Source organism: Cupriavidus sp. HY129 (assembly GCF_059492215.1).
Genome location: NZ_CP083254.1, coordinates 2,029,871 through 2,042,533 on the forward strand (window position 1 = coordinate 2,029,871; position 12,663 = coordinate 2,042,533).

A 12,663-nucleotide genomic window follows, 5' to 3' on the forward strand; every position below is an offset into this window, starting at 1 on the left:
CCACCCTCGGCTTGCGGACCGTCCCCGAACGAGCCCCTCCGTTGCGCCCTTTGACTCCAGCCATTTGAGTTCCCATTTGAAAAAGGGGAATCTTTTGCGTGTGAGAGGGCGCGCAATTGAGGTCTCGTGAGTCACTCAGGGTTTTGAGCCACCTCCCTGCCATCGGCGCGTGTGCCTGCCTCGGTCTGATATTTAGCGCCAACCTCTTTGCAGTCGGCGCCAAACCGGCTCTTTACGGGCACCTCAGGGACGACCAGATGGTCGAAATTTTCCTGAAGCGGGACAGACCCATCAAGCGGGGAAGGTATGAAGGTGAAACCGACAATCTATGCCGTCTACGCAGTCATCCTAGTCGCCGTGATCTGACGCGAAACTCTCGGTCAGGACGCCTTGGCGGCACCAACTATTTGCGGACAAGTTCTTAACGAGGAGTCTCGCCGGTTATGCAAGTGGAAAAGAAGATCACTGCCAAAATCACATTCTGGTTCGAACAATCCATCCTTGTGGCTGCTCAGATCCTGCTGATGGCGGTAATCTTGGCGATGGTCATTCAGCTTTGGATCATGTTTTCGTCCGATATTCTCGAGCGCGTTAGCAGCATCGATACCGTCCCGGAGTTGATGAAGTCGGTGCAGACAGCCTTTTCCGGCGTACTGCTCATCATTCTCGGGCTCGAACTTATGGAAACACTGCGCGTGTATTTCAGATCGCACCGCGTTCGGCTGGAAACCATCTTGGCCGTGGCCATCATTGCCGTCGGCCGCCACGTGATTAATTTAGATGTGGAACACATGTCGGGCAGTGCCCTGATGGGCGTGGCCGCGGTGGTGCTCTCGCTAACGGGTGGTTACTTTCTGGTTCGATTCAAGTCGCCACCGTCCGCAGATTGAGAACATCAAACCCGTCCGCAGGTCTACCTGGCGTGCCCTCAGCGCCAACGCCGACGGCCTCCGACAAAGCAACGTCGCTCGCGCCGCTCCGGAGCCGACGAACTACACCGGCAACATCGCTCAGCTTGCGACGACGCGCCCACACGCCTTCGCCCAAGGAGTCGCGCCGAATGGAGTCCACAAGTTTGCGCATGTCATGCCGGCTTTTTTTGGCGGCCGCGCCCACTCTAGCGAACCACACGAAAGACAACCACGCCATGCACCGATCTTCATTCGTGTAAACGCTGACGCCGATGCCATCATGCTGCGTCGAAATAATTCTGGACTTTTGACAATCATGCCAAAAACACAAAAACATAAAGCCCGCGCGGCATGAACCGAGCGGGCTTTCGAATTTGGTTGCGGGGGCAGGACTTGAACCTGCGACCTTCGGGTTATGAGCCCGACGAGCTGCCAACTGCTCCACCCCGCGGGGCGAACTATACGCGGATCTGCAGCGCATTGATACAAGAAAATGCAAAAAAGCCCGCGCGGCGTGAACCGTACGGGCTTTGGGCGTAACTCTGCAATTTGCAAAGAAAATTCTGGCCGCTGTCACACCCTGATCAGGCTCTGCGCTCCAAGCATGGAGAAGCGGCACGAAAGACGCGGGCATTTGCAGCCACGAATCGGGCCTCAAGAAGGAAGATGCGAAAGCACACGCGACTTGCCGATTTGGGACAGGCTGAGGCATCGCCCGCACATCAACGCAGCTGCCAACAAGAACGGCGCCCAAAGGCGCCGTCACGATACTCGGAATGCCATCCGCTGCAATCAGCGCGGTGCGTTCCTTTCCACCCAGGCCGCGAAAGTCGTCAGGTACTTGTTCAGGAAGCCACGCGTGGATTCATTGGCGATATTGCCATGATCGTCGAAGAGCTTGTCCACACCGCTGATATAGGCCTCGGGCTGCTGCAGCACCGGGACATTCAGGAAAACCAGCGACTGGCGCAGATGGTGGTTGGCGCCGAAACCGCCGATATTGCCCGGCGATGCGCTGATCACACCGCCCGGCTTGCCATCCCAGGCGCTCTGGCCATAGGGGCGCGAGCCAACGTCGATCGCGTTCTTAAGTGCGGCTGGCACCGAGCGGTTGTACTCGGGCGTCACAAACAACACGGCGTCAGCACGACGAACACGGTCGCGGAACGCCAACCATTCCGCCGGCGGATTGGCATCGTCGTCCTGGTTGTACAGCGACAGCTGCCGGATCTCGACAATCTCGAGCTTCAGCTGCGGCGGCGCGAGCGCCGCGAGGGCCTTGGCCAGTTTCAGGTTGAAGGAGTCCTTGCGCAGGCTTCCCACCAATACGGCAACATCGCGAGGATTGCTCATAACGGTTCCTTTCACGGCTTGAACGAGTTCGAACGAAGTGAAGCCTGGCCCGCGACAACGCTGCGGGCCAGTCCAGCCGACACTCTACTCGACTTACGCGCCCAGCGTGGCCAAGGGATGGTCATCCTTGCGCCACGGACTATCGAAGAACGCACGCACGCGCGCCGCACTTACCTCGTCCAGGCGTGGCGGATTCCACTTCGGCTGGTGGTCCTTGTCGATCACCAGCGCGCGGATTCCCTCGATGCCGTCGCCGTGACGGAACACGTCATGCATCATGTCGAGCTCCATCCGCAGTTCATCCTCGAGCGACATCGTGCGAGCGCGGCGGATCTGTTCGAGCGTGACGCAGAGCATCAGCGGTGAGCGGCTGCGCAGCGTGGCGGCGGTTTGCGCGGCCCAATCGCCATCGGCGTCGCTGACGGCCGCCAGAATCGCCTGTGCGGAGGCGCAGGCGAACAAGCTATCGATCAGGGCAGCATTCGAAGCCAGCTGGCTGGTGGATGGCACGCAGGCGTCGGCGTGCTGGCGCGTGAACGACGCAATCTGACCGAGCACCGCATCGCCACTGGTGAACTGCCGCGCCTGCAACGCTGCAACCATCTCGGCGATCGCGTTCGTTGGCAGATAGGCATCGGCCAGCTTCGCGTAAATGGCATCGGCCGCGCCGATTACCGCGCCGGTAAGGCCCAGGTACTCGCCGATATGGCCTTGCGTGCGCGCCAGGAACCATCCACCGCCAACATCGGGGAACAGACCGATATTGGTCTCCGGCATCGCCATCTTCGTCCGCTCGGTGACGATGCGCAGCCGCGCACCTTGCGAGATTCCCATACCACCGCCCATGACCACGCCGTCCATCAGCGCGATGTAAGGCTTGGCATAGCGATGAATCAGATGGTTGAGCGCATATTCCTCGACGAAGAACTGGTCCAGCAGCGGATCGTTCGCCTGGTGCGCCTGGTAGAACCAGCGGATATCGCCGCCGGCGCAGAATGCCTTGCCGCCCGCGCCAGCCACTACCACGGCGTGGACTGCGGGATCGTTCTCCCAGTTTTGCAGTGCGCCGGTGATCGCGCGAATCATCTCGAGCGACAGCGCGTTGAGGGCCTGCGGCCGGGTCAGTGTCAGATACGCCACGCCGCCCTGCACCTGGGTCGATACAAACTCCGTCATTTCTGTCTCCATTATTGCAGGCAGCGATTCTACGACAGACCCGCCTAAGCGCCTGCCAGGGCACACCGCGGGAAACCCCCAATGCGCGTATGCGTATGGAGGAATCCCTCCATGCGAAACTGCGAAAAATATGCACACTGTCGGCCATGACACCCCAAACCCCTGCCCCCGAGGCGTTCGATCCCGGCCTGATTCTCCTGGCCTTTGCGCCGGTCTTCGTGCTGACGATAGGCTGGGAAGCCTGGTACTGGTGGAAGCGCGATCGCTCGGTTTATAGCTGGCGCGACACGCTCTCGAATGCCACGCTTGCGCTGATGCATCAGGCATCTGATGCGCTGTTTCTCTGGCTGATGGTTCGCACGATCTACACGTGGTGCTACGCGCACGGGCTTCGCGCGGTGCCGGAAACCTGGTGGTCGTTCGCGCTGCTGTTGATCCTGCAGGACTTCCTCTACTACTGGTTCCATCGTGCCAGCCACCGGGTCCGCTGGATGTGGGCGTCGCACGTGGCGCACCACTCGTCGGAGGGCATGAACTTCTCGACGGCCTTCCGGCAGAGCCTGACCTACCCGATCTCCGGCATGTGGATATTCTGGATCCCTCTGGCCCTCATCGGCTTCACGCCTGACTGGGTGATCCTTGCGGTGGGACTGAACCTGGCATTCCAGTTCTTCGTGCACACGCGACTGGGGCGACGCTGGCCGCTGGTTGAGAGGCTCGTCAACACACCATCGGTCCATCGCGTCCACCACGCGAAGAATCCTCAGTACATCGACCGCAACTACGCCGGAGTGCTGACGATCTGGGACCGGATCTTCGGTACCTTCGTGCCCGAAGAGGAAGCGCCGCAGTACGGCATTACGCGGCAGGTCCGCACCTACAACCCGCTGACGCTGACATTCCACGAATGGCGCGACATGTTCGCGGATGCCTGGCGCGAGCGTGACCCACGATATCTGTGGAAGCCGCCCGAGTGGCGCAGCCCTCGATCCGCATTGATGCCCGGTGCGGGCCAAACGCCCGCTGCCGGGCACGGACAGCGCTCCGACGCGATCTGATACGAACCTGCGCACTTGGGGCGGCAAGCGCCCATAAAAAAACCGCGCCACACCGGGCGCGGTTTCTTCTTCGAGCGGATGCCTGTCAGGCCACCGATTCGCGCGAGGCGCGCTTGCGCTCGTGCTCCTTCAGGTGGCGCTTGCGCAGACGGATGCTCTTCGGCGTGATCTCCACCAGTTCGTCGTCGGCGATGAATTCCACCGCGTACTCGAGCGACATCTGGATCGGCGGAACCAGTCGTACCGCTTCGTCGGTACCCGAGGCACGGACGTTGGTCAGCTGCTTGCCCTTGATCGGGTTCACGACGAGGTCGTTGTCACGGCTGTGGATGCCGATGATCATGCCTTCGTACAGGGCATCGCCCGGCTTCACGAACATGCGGCCGCGATCCTGCAGCTTCCACAGTGCGTAGGCCACGGCGTCGCCATCGTCCTGCGAGATCAGCACGCCGTTGTGGCGTTCGCCCAGGCCGCCTTCGCGCACCGGCGCGTAGTCGTCGAAGATGTGGCTGATCAGGCCGGTACCACGCGTCAGCGTCAGGAATTCACCCTGGAAGCCGATCAGGCCACGCGCCGGAATACGGTATTCCAGGCGGGTGCGGCCCTTGCCGTCCGATGCCATGTCGAGCAGTTCACCCTTGCGGCGGCCCAGCTCTTCCATTACCGAACCCTGGTGGCCGTCTTCCACGTCCACGGTCAGCAGTTCGTACGGCTCGTTCTTGACGCCGTCGATTTCCTTGAACACCACGCGCGGGCGCGACACGGCCAGCTCGTAGCCTTCACGACGCATGTTTTCCAGCAGGATGGTCAGGTGCAGTTCGCCACGACCCGAGACTTCGAAGATCGTGTCGTCGCCCGTTTCGGCCACGCGCAGCGCCACGTTCGACTTCAGCTCGCGGTCCAGACGCTCGCGCAGCTGGCGGCTGGTCACGAACTTGCCTTCGCGGCCGGCCAGCGGCGACGTGTTGACGCAGAAGTTCATCGTCAGCGTCGGCTCGTCCACCTTCAGCATCGGCAGCGCATCCTGGGCCTCGGGGGCGCACACGGTGCAGCCAATGCCCAGTTCCTCGATACCGTTGATCAGCACGATGTCGCCGGCTTCCGCCTCGTCCACGATCTCGCGCTCCAGGCCGCTGAACTTCAGCACCTGGTTGATACGGCCCTTGATCGGGTTGCCTTCCGGACCGAACTTGACCACCACGTCCTGCAGCGGCTTGGCGCGGCCACGCGAGATACGGCCGACGCCGATCTTGCCGACGTAGCTCGAGTAGTCCAGCGAGATGATTTGCATCTGCAGCGGACCGTTCGGGTCATCGTTACGCACTGGCACCTTGTCCAGCACGGTTTCGAACAGCGGCTTCATGTCGCCGTCGCGCACGTCTTCGGTCAGGCCGGCATAGCCATTCAGGCCCGAGGCGTACACCACGGTGAAGTCCAACTGCTCGTCGTTGGCGCCGAGCTTGTCGAACAGGTCGAAGGTCTGGTTGATCACCCAGTCCGGACGGGCGCCCGGGCGGTCAACCTTGTTGATCACGACGATCGGCTTCAGGCCCAGGGCCAGTGCCTTGCGCGTCACGAAACGCGTCTGCGGCATCGGGCCTTCCACGGCATCCACCAGCAGCAGCACGCCGTCGACCATCGACAGCACGCGCTCCACTTCACCGCCGAAGTCGGCGTGGCCCGGGGTGTCCACGATATTGATGTGCGTGCCGTTGTACTCGACGGCACAGTTCTTCGCGAGGATGGTAATCCCGCGTTCCTTTTCCAGGTCGTTCGAGTCCATCACCCGTTCGGCGATTTGCTGGTTCTCGCGGAAGGTGCCTGCCTGGCGCAGGAGTTGGTCGACCAGGGTGGTCTTGCCATGATCAACGTGAGCGATGATGGCGATATTACGGATGGCGCGGGTCATTGCGGCGTCCCCTGAAGGCGGAGCGATCGAAAAAATTAACCCAACATTCTAGCATGTTGCAGCGCGGAACGATGTGCTTTTGCTCAGAATAGATCAAGGGACACCATTGCGTTTCCTGCAATGGCAAATTTCTATTGTTGCCATATCATTAGCACATGCTTATATTTGCCCAGGCAAAGATTGCAGCGACAAGAGATGACGTCAAACACACCCGGCGACCTGTTCGATCCGGATCACTACGAAATCGGCAAAAGTGTCGGCTATCTGCTCGCCCGCGCCAAGAGTGCACTCTCCCAGGGCGTTGAGCAGGAGGTCAGCAGCCTGGACATGACGCACGCCCAGGCCAGTTGCCTGATGATGCTGGCCAAGGGCGAGGCCACAACGGTGACCGACCTGGCCCGCAATCTCAATACAGATGCCGGCTCGGTAACCCGGCTCCTGAGCCGCATGGAAAAGCGCGGCCTGATCGAACGCACGCGGCGCGACGATGATCGCCGCGTGGTGGATCTGTCGCTGACCGCCGAAGGTGAAGCCATGGTCGAAAAACTGCCCGTGGTGTTTTGCAACGTGATGCGCCGACACTTCGTGGGATTCAGCCAGGAAGAAATAGAGAGCCTGCGCGACATGTTGCTAAGGCTGATCGCCAACAACGGTGGCGTTGCGTCGGCGGCCAGTTGTCCGCTCGAAAGGAACACGGGATAGCGCTGAACAAATATTCGAATCGAGGATGAGCGCCCTTCCCGTTGAAGCAAGATCTGGTCACAGTCACACAATGAATCTCTCCCCTTCCTCCACCCTCGGCCGCAATGGCGTTGCGGCCCGCACCGGCAGCCTGGCCTTGACGGTCCTGGCTGCCGCTGTCATTTCCGGCTGTGCCGCGCTGGGCAACTCGCACAGCACGCAGACGTTGGCCGAACCCGGCACGATGGCCTCGCCGCAGACGTTCACCGCCGATCACGGCCAATGGCCGTCACAGGACTGGGTCGACCAGTTCCATGATCCGCAACTGCGCGCACTGGCCGACGAAGCCGTCAAGGACAACCCGAATCTGCAGGTCGCGCTGGCACGCCTGGAGGCATCGCGCGCAATGGCCGATGCCACGCGCGCGGCGCTGTACCCGAGCGTCGATTTCGAAGGCAGCATCATTCGCCAGCGCTTCTCGGCCACCGACCTCTTCACTGGCACGCCGTTAGCGGGCTCCTGGCAGAACCAGTCCCGCCTGCAGTTCGGACTGTCGTGGGATCTCGACTTCTGGGGCAAGAATCGCGACGCGCTCGAAGCTGCCCTGTCGGATGACCGCTCAATGGAGGCCGAGAGCCAGGCCGCACGCCTGATGCTCACCACGTCGATCGCACGCAGCTACAACCGGCTGGCCGCGCTCTTCGCGCAGCGGGACGTGGCCGAACGTGCCATCGCCCAGCGCCGGGACCTGACCGATCTGTCCCGTCAGCGGCTGGCCGCTGGCCTCGACACCCAGGTGGAAACCACGCAGGCCCGTGCCACGGTTGCATCGGCGCAAACGGAACTGCAGGCCATCGACGAGGAAATCGCCCTGGCGCGCAACCAGATCGCCGCGCTGCTCGGCAAGGGTCCGGACCGCGGCCTGCAGATCACGCGCCCGACGCTGCTGGCTAACCCGACGCCACAATTGCCGGACGACCTGACGATCGGCCTGATCGGCCGCCGCCCCGACCTCGTTGCCGCCCGCTGGCGCGTGGAGGCCACGTCCAAGGACATCAGCGTCGCCAAGAAGGAATTCCTGCCCGACGTGACACTGACCGCGTTCGCCGGCCTGGCGTCGCTGGACCCCGCCAACCTGTTGATGAGTGTCAGCCGCACGTTCGGCTTCGGCCCGACGCTGCGCCTGCCGATCTTCGAAGGTGGCCGCCTGCGCGCCAACCTCAAGGGCAAGTACGCGCAGTACGACATCGCCGTGGCCAGCTATAACCAGACGCTGGTCGACGCGCTGCGCGAGGCCGCCGATACGGTGATCAGCATCCGCAGCGTTGATCAGCAGATCAAGACGCAGCGCGAAGCACTCGAACTGGCCGAGCACGCGTACTCGCTGGCCACCACGCGCTACAAGGCCGGCCTCGGCACGCAGTTGACCGTGTTGAACGCGGAGAGCACCGTGCTGCAGCAACGCCGTCAGGCGACAGATCTGCAGGCGCGCCGCCTGGATCTGCAGATGGGCCTGATCAAGGCTCTCGGCGGCGGCTATCACGAGGAAGCCGACGAAAAAGCCGGGGCCGTAGAACAGAACACGGAAAAGGGCACCCGGGGCTGATACGCCGGGCAATGCAAGACACGACGAAAATACGTACGAGATCGATATGAGCAACAACCAGCAATCGGCCAGCCAGAAACCCGCTCCAACCGGTGACAGCAAGCGCAAGCGCCTGCTCACGACGCTCACTGCCGCGATCGTGGTGGCCGGCATCGGCTATGGCCTGTACTGGGGCCTCTACGCCCGGCACTTCGAAAGCACCGATGATGCCTATGTGGCCGGCAACGTGGTCCAGGTGACCCCGCTGGTGGGCGGCACGGTGGTGTCAATCGCCGCCGACGACACGCAACTCGTCACCGCTGGCCAGCCGCTGATCCAGCTTGACCGCGCCGACACGCAGGTGGCCATGGAACAGGCCGAAGCCCAACTCGCGCAAGCCGTGCGTGAAGTGCGCACGCTCTACGTGAACAACGCCTCACTGGCTGCGAACGTGGCATTGCGCGATGCCGATGTGGCCAAGGCACGCGATGACCTGCGCCGCCGCCAGGCGATTGCCGGCTCGGGCGCAGTCTCGAGCGAGGAAATATCGCACGCCCAGACCGCGCTGAAAGCGGCCGAGTCGGCGCTGCTTGCCTCGAAGGAGCAGCTCGCGTCGAATCAGGTATTGACCGACCAGACCACCGTGGAAAAGCACCCGAACGTGCAGCGCGCTGCCGCCAATCTGCGTTCGGCCTACCTGTCGTTCGCCCGCTCCACGCTGCCGGCGCCGGTCACCGGCTACGTGGCCAAGCGCTCGGTGCAGGTTGGCCAGCGCGTGGCCGCCGGCACACCGCTGATGGCCGTGGTGCCACTCGATCAGGTCTGGGTCGATGCCAACTTCAAGGAAGTGCAGATCACCCATATGCGCATCGGCCAGCCGGTGGAACTGGAAGCTGACGTCTATGGCTCGAAGGTGAAGTACCAGGGCCATGTCGAGGGCTTCTCGGCCGGTACCGGGGCGGCGTTCTCGCTCCTGCCCGCGCAGAACGCCACCGGCAACTGGATCAAGGTGGTGCAGCGTCTGCCGGTGCGTATCGCGCTGGACGCCCAACAACTCAAGGAGCATCCGCTGCGTGTCGGCCTGTCGATGAACGTCACCGTTGACGTGCGCAAGGAAGAAGGCGCAGCGATGGTCACCGCAGCCAACGCCCGGCCGCTGCAGACGGACGTCTATGACAAGGTGGCGCAAGATGCCGACGAACTGATCGCCCGCATCATCTCCGTCAACAACGGCGGCCGCACGCCGGCACCGGCGGCGCCGGGCGGCGCCAGCGCGGCACGCGCAGCGGCCAAGCCTGCCAACACCTGATTCGCGGCCTGAGAAGTCCATGGCAGATTCCATTACCGCAGTGCCGGATTCCGGCGCGACGCCGGCCCCAAAGCCGAAGCCAGCGCCAGCCCGACATGCCGCGCCCCCTCCGCTAACGGGCGGCAAGCTCGTCATTGGCACCATCGCCCTGTCGCTGGCCACGTTCATGAACGTGCTCGACTCGTCGATCGCCAACGTGTCGATCCCGGCCATCTCGGGCGACCTCGGCGTGTCGCCGAACCAGGGCACCTGGGTCATCACGTCGTTCGCCGTCGCCAACGCCATTTCGGTGCCGCTGACGGGCTGGCTGACCACGCGTTTCGGCGCCGTGCGATTGTTCGTGCTGTCGATCTTGCTGTTTGTGCTCTCGTCCTGGCTGTGCGGCGTGGCACCGAACCTGGAGACGCTGCTGGCCGCGCGCGTGCTGCAAGGCGCCGTTGCCGGGCCGATGATCCCGCTGTCGCAGTCGCTGCTGCTGGCTAGCTATCCGGTTGCCAAGAGTTCGATGGCGCTGGCGCTATGGGGCATGACTACACTCGTAGCGCCGATCATGGGCCCCCTGCTTGGCGGCTGGATCTCCGACAACATGACATGGCCGTGGATTTTCTATATCAACGTGCCGATCGGCATCATGACCGCGTATGCCACATGGGCCATCTATCGTGATCGCGAAACACCGACGAAGATCCTGCCAATCGACCGCATCGGCCTGGCTCTCCTCGTGATCTGGGTGGGGTCGATGCAGCTCATGCTCGACAAGGGCAAGGAACTTGACTGGTTCCATTCCTCGATCATCGTGACGCTGACGGTGGTGGCGGTAGTCGGATTCCTGTTCTTCCTGATCTGGGAGAACTATGAGAAGCACCCGATCGTCGACATTCACCTGTTCAAGGGACGCAACTTCGCCGCGGGCGTGGTGGCAATCTCCGTGGCGTACGGGCTGTTCTTCGGCAACCTGGTGATTCTGCCACTGTGGCTGCAGACCATCATCGGCTACACCGCGACGGACGCCGGTCTGGTGATGGCGCCAGTGGGGATCTTCGCGATCATCCTGTCGCCAATCATCGGCCGCATCCTGCCGAAGGTCGACTCTCGCTGGGTGGCAACCGCTGCGTTCATTACGTTTGGCGTGGTCAGTTTCATGCGTGCTGGCTTTACCACAACCGTTGATACGCGCGCGCTGATCATCCCGACGCTGATACAAGGCGCCGCAATGGCGATGTTCTTCATCCCGCTGACGTCGATCATCCTGTCTGGCCAGCCGGCCGAGAAGATCCCGGCGGCTTCCGGTTTGTCGAACTTCGTGCGGATCACATTCGGCGCGATCGGCGCTTCGATCTCGACGACGATCTGGGAGAACCGCTCGGCGCTGCACCACGCCCAGTTGGTCGAACAGATCAATCCGTATAACCCGACGTACCAGGCACAGCTCGACCACCTGATGTCGATGGGGATGAGCCGGATGCAGGCGATCGGCCTGATGGAGCGGAATATCTCGCAGCAGGCATCGATGCTCGGCGCCAACGACATCTTCTGGATTTCCGGCGTGCTGTTCTTCGTGCTGATCGGCTTTGTCTGGCTGACCAAGCGCGCCAAGGGCGGCGGCGGCGCGGAAGCGGCCGGGGCGCACTGACGTCGAACATCGAATAAAAAAGGCATCGGGTTCATCCGATGCCTTTTTTACTTGGGCGTGACTTGTGCCGCGTCCTAGAGTTTGACTAGCCGCTCGGGGCGCAAGGCCCCTTCCTTCATCCGCGCCACGCCAAGCAGACGCCCTTCGTCGCCATAGACACGTGCCAGCGTGCCCTCATCCGGCACCTGCCCTTCCGGCAGATCGCGGCGTGCGATGCGCTGGCCTTGCAGAAAGCGCCCCGTCGCGGCGGCATCGAGATGCACCGGCGGGCACCGTTGCAGCAAGGCGTCGACAGGCGCGAGCATTCCCGGCCGTGCCTCGTCAGCCTGTGCATCAATCTGCTCGAGCGTGACCGCGCCTTCCAGCGTCAGATCTCCGACAGCGGTTCGGCGCAGCCCGGTCAGGTGCGCGCCGCAACCCAGCGCCTCACCGATGTCTTCGGCCAGCGTGCGGATGTAGGTGCCCTTGCTGCACGTGACACGCATCGTGAACGTCGCCGCAGGCAAATCAACGTCCAGCAGCGTGATGGCGTGAATCGTCACTTGCCGCGCGGCGCGCTCGACGGTCTGTCCGGCCCGCGCATACTCGTACAGCGGCTTGCCGTCCTTCTTGAGTGCCGAGTACATCGGCGGCACCTGTTCGATCTCGCCGGTAAAGCGCGCAATCGCCGCATCAAGTGCGGCGCGATCGCATGTCACCGACCGCTCGACGACGATCTCGCCCTCGGCATCGCCTGTGGTCGTCGTCGCGCCGAGCCGGACTTCCGCCTCGTAGGTCTTGTCCGCGTCGAGCAGATCCTGGGAGAACTTGGTGGCCTCGCCAAAACACAGCGGCAGCAGCCCAGTCGCCAGCGGATCCAGCGTGCCCGTGTGGCCAGCCTTGTTCGCGCGCAGCAGTCGCTTGGCGCGTACCAGCGCATCGTTGGACGACAGACCCAGAGGCTTGTCGAGCAGCAGCACACCGTGCACGTCGCGGCGTGGCAGCCGGGGCGGTCGAGTCGCAGAGGAATCGGTCATTGCAGGGGAGGAAAAACGTGGTGCCGGCATCC

The 12,663-nt window shown here is 62.8% G+C and carries 10 protein-coding genes and 1 tRNA gene; 6 read left to right on the forward strand and 5 right to left on the reverse strand.

The window, feature by feature from the left end:
* The first annotated feature begins 443 nt into the window (after positions 1 to 443).
* Positions 444 to 890 carry a phosphate-starvation-inducible PsiE family protein gene (locus K6G35_RS09190; protein WP_495675597.1) on the forward strand — a complete coding sequence of 149 codons (447 nt, stop codon included), beginning with the start codon at positions 444 to 446 and terminating at the stop codon, positions 888 to 890.
* A 396-nt stretch (positions 891 to 1,286) separates the two neighbouring features.
* Here the strand turns inward: K6G35_RS09190 and K6G35_RS09195 are convergent.
* The 3 genes from K6G35_RS09195 to K6G35_RS09205 all read right to left on the reverse strand — a co-directional run bounded on the left by K6G35_RS09195 (position 1,287) and on the right by K6G35_RS09205 (position 3,440).
* Positions 1,287 to 1,362 (reverse strand) — tRNA-Met (locus K6G35_RS09195).
* Positions 1,363 to 1,703: 341 nt separating this feature from the next.
* Positions 1,704 to 2,264, reverse strand: a complete 561-nt coding sequence (locus tag K6G35_RS09200) for an NADPH-dependent FMN reductase (RefSeq protein ID WP_186425033.1) — start codon at positions 2,262 to 2,264, stop codon at positions 1,704 to 1,706.
* Between the two features lie 93 nt (positions 2,265 to 2,357).
* A complete protein-coding gene (locus K6G35_RS09205; protein WP_495675598.1) occupies positions 2,358 to 3,440 on the reverse strand; it encodes an enoyl-CoA hydratase/isomerase family protein in 1,083 nt (360 codons plus the stop codon).
* 146 nt (positions 3,441 to 3,586) lie between these two features.
* On the opposite strand from K6G35_RS09205, the gene K6G35_RS09210 reads away from it, so the two are divergent.
* Entirely contained in the window at positions 3,587 to 4,498 is a 912-nt protein-coding gene (locus tag K6G35_RS09210) for a sterol desaturase family protein (RefSeq protein WP_035882552.1), read from the forward strand.
* Between the two features lie 85 nt (positions 4,499 to 4,583).
* On the opposite strand, the gene typA is transcribed toward K6G35_RS09210, so the two are convergent.
* Positions 4,584 to 6,407, reverse strand: coding sequence for a translational GTPase TypA (typA, locus tag K6G35_RS09215; RefSeq protein WP_008650631.1), 1,824 nt, complete (start codon positions 6,405 to 6,407; stop codon positions 4,584 to 4,586).
* 195 nt (positions 6,408 to 6,602) lie between these two features.
* Here typA and K6G35_RS09220 point away from each other — a divergent pair, with 195 nt between their 5' ends.
* The 4 genes from K6G35_RS09220 (at position 6,603) to K6G35_RS09235 (ending at position 11,615) form a co-directional block, all read left to right on the forward strand.
* Positions 6,603 to 7,109, forward strand: a complete 507-nt coding sequence (locus K6G35_RS09220) for a MarR family winged helix-turn-helix transcriptional regulator (protein ID WP_286882147.1) — start codon at positions 6,603 to 6,605, stop codon at positions 7,107 to 7,109.
* 70 nt (positions 7,110 to 7,179) lie between these two features.
* On the forward strand, positions 7,180 to 8,694 hold the full coding sequence (locus K6G35_RS09225; protein ID WP_035820801.1) for an AdeC/AdeK/OprM family multidrug efflux complex outer membrane factor: 1,515 nt from the start codon (positions 7,180 to 7,182) through the stop codon (positions 8,692 to 8,694).
* 46 nt (positions 8,695 to 8,740) lie between these two features.
* Entirely contained in the window at positions 8,741 to 9,982 is a 1,242-nt protein-coding gene (locus K6G35_RS09230; RefSeq protein ID WP_008650621.1) for an HlyD family secretion protein, read from the forward strand.
* A gap of 19 nt (positions 9,983 to 10,001) precedes the next feature.
* On the forward strand, positions 10,002 to 11,615 hold the full coding sequence (locus tag K6G35_RS09235; protein ID WP_035882353.1) for a DHA2 family efflux MFS transporter permease subunit: 1,614 nt from the start codon (positions 10,002 to 10,004) through the stop codon (positions 11,613 to 11,615).
* A 74-nt stretch (positions 11,616 to 11,689) separates the two neighbouring features.
* On the opposite strand, the gene truB is transcribed toward K6G35_RS09235, so the two are convergent.
* Positions 11,690 to 12,631: a tRNA pseudouridine(55) synthase TruB gene (gene truB, locus K6G35_RS09240; protein ID WP_495675599.1), complete on the reverse strand. Its 942-nt coding sequence runs from the start codon at positions 12,629 to 12,631 to the stop codon at positions 11,690 to 11,692.
* Positions 12,632 to 12,663: the final 32 nt, after the last annotated feature.

Excerpts from the sequence above, each read along its gene's own strand:
- K6G35_RS09200 (WP_186425033.1), bottom strand. The coding sequence starts at position 2,264 with ATGAGCAATCCTCGCGATGTTGCCGTATTGGTGGGAAGCCTGCGCAAG.
- K6G35_RS09220 (WP_286882147.1), top strand. The coding sequence starts at position 6,603 with ATGACGTCAAACACACCCGGCGACCTGTTCGATCCGGATCACTACGAA.
- K6G35_RS09210 (WP_035882552.1), top strand. The coding sequence starts at position 3,587 with ATGACACCCCAAACCCCTGCCCCCGAGGCGTTCGATCCCGGCCTGATT.
- K6G35_RS09225 (WP_035820801.1), top strand. The coding sequence starts at position 7,180 with ATGAATCTCTCCCCTTCCTCCACCCTCGGCCGCAATGGCGTTGCGGCC.
- K6G35_RS09205 (WP_495675598.1), bottom strand. The coding sequence starts at position 3,440 with ATGACGGAGTTTGTATCGACCCAGGTGCAGGGCGGCGTGGCGTATCTG.
- K6G35_RS09190 (WP_495675597.1), top strand. The coding sequence starts at position 444 with ATGCAAGTGGAAAAGAAGATCACTGCCAAAATCACATTCTGGTTCGAA.
- typA (WP_008650631.1), bottom strand. The coding sequence starts at position 6,407 with ATGACCCGCGCCATCCGTAATATCGCCATCATCGCTCACGTTGATCAT.
- K6G35_RS09230 (WP_008650621.1), top strand. The coding sequence starts at position 8,741 with ATGAGCAACAACCAGCAATCGGCCAGCCAGAAACCCGCTCCAACCGGT.
- truB (WP_495675599.1), bottom strand. The coding sequence starts at position 12,631 with ATGACCGATTCCTCTGCGACTCGACCGCCCCGGCTGCCACGCCGCGAC.
- K6G35_RS09235 (WP_035882353.1), top strand. The coding sequence starts at position 10,002 with ATGGCAGATTCCATTACCGCAGTGCCGGATTCCGGCGCGACGCCGGCC.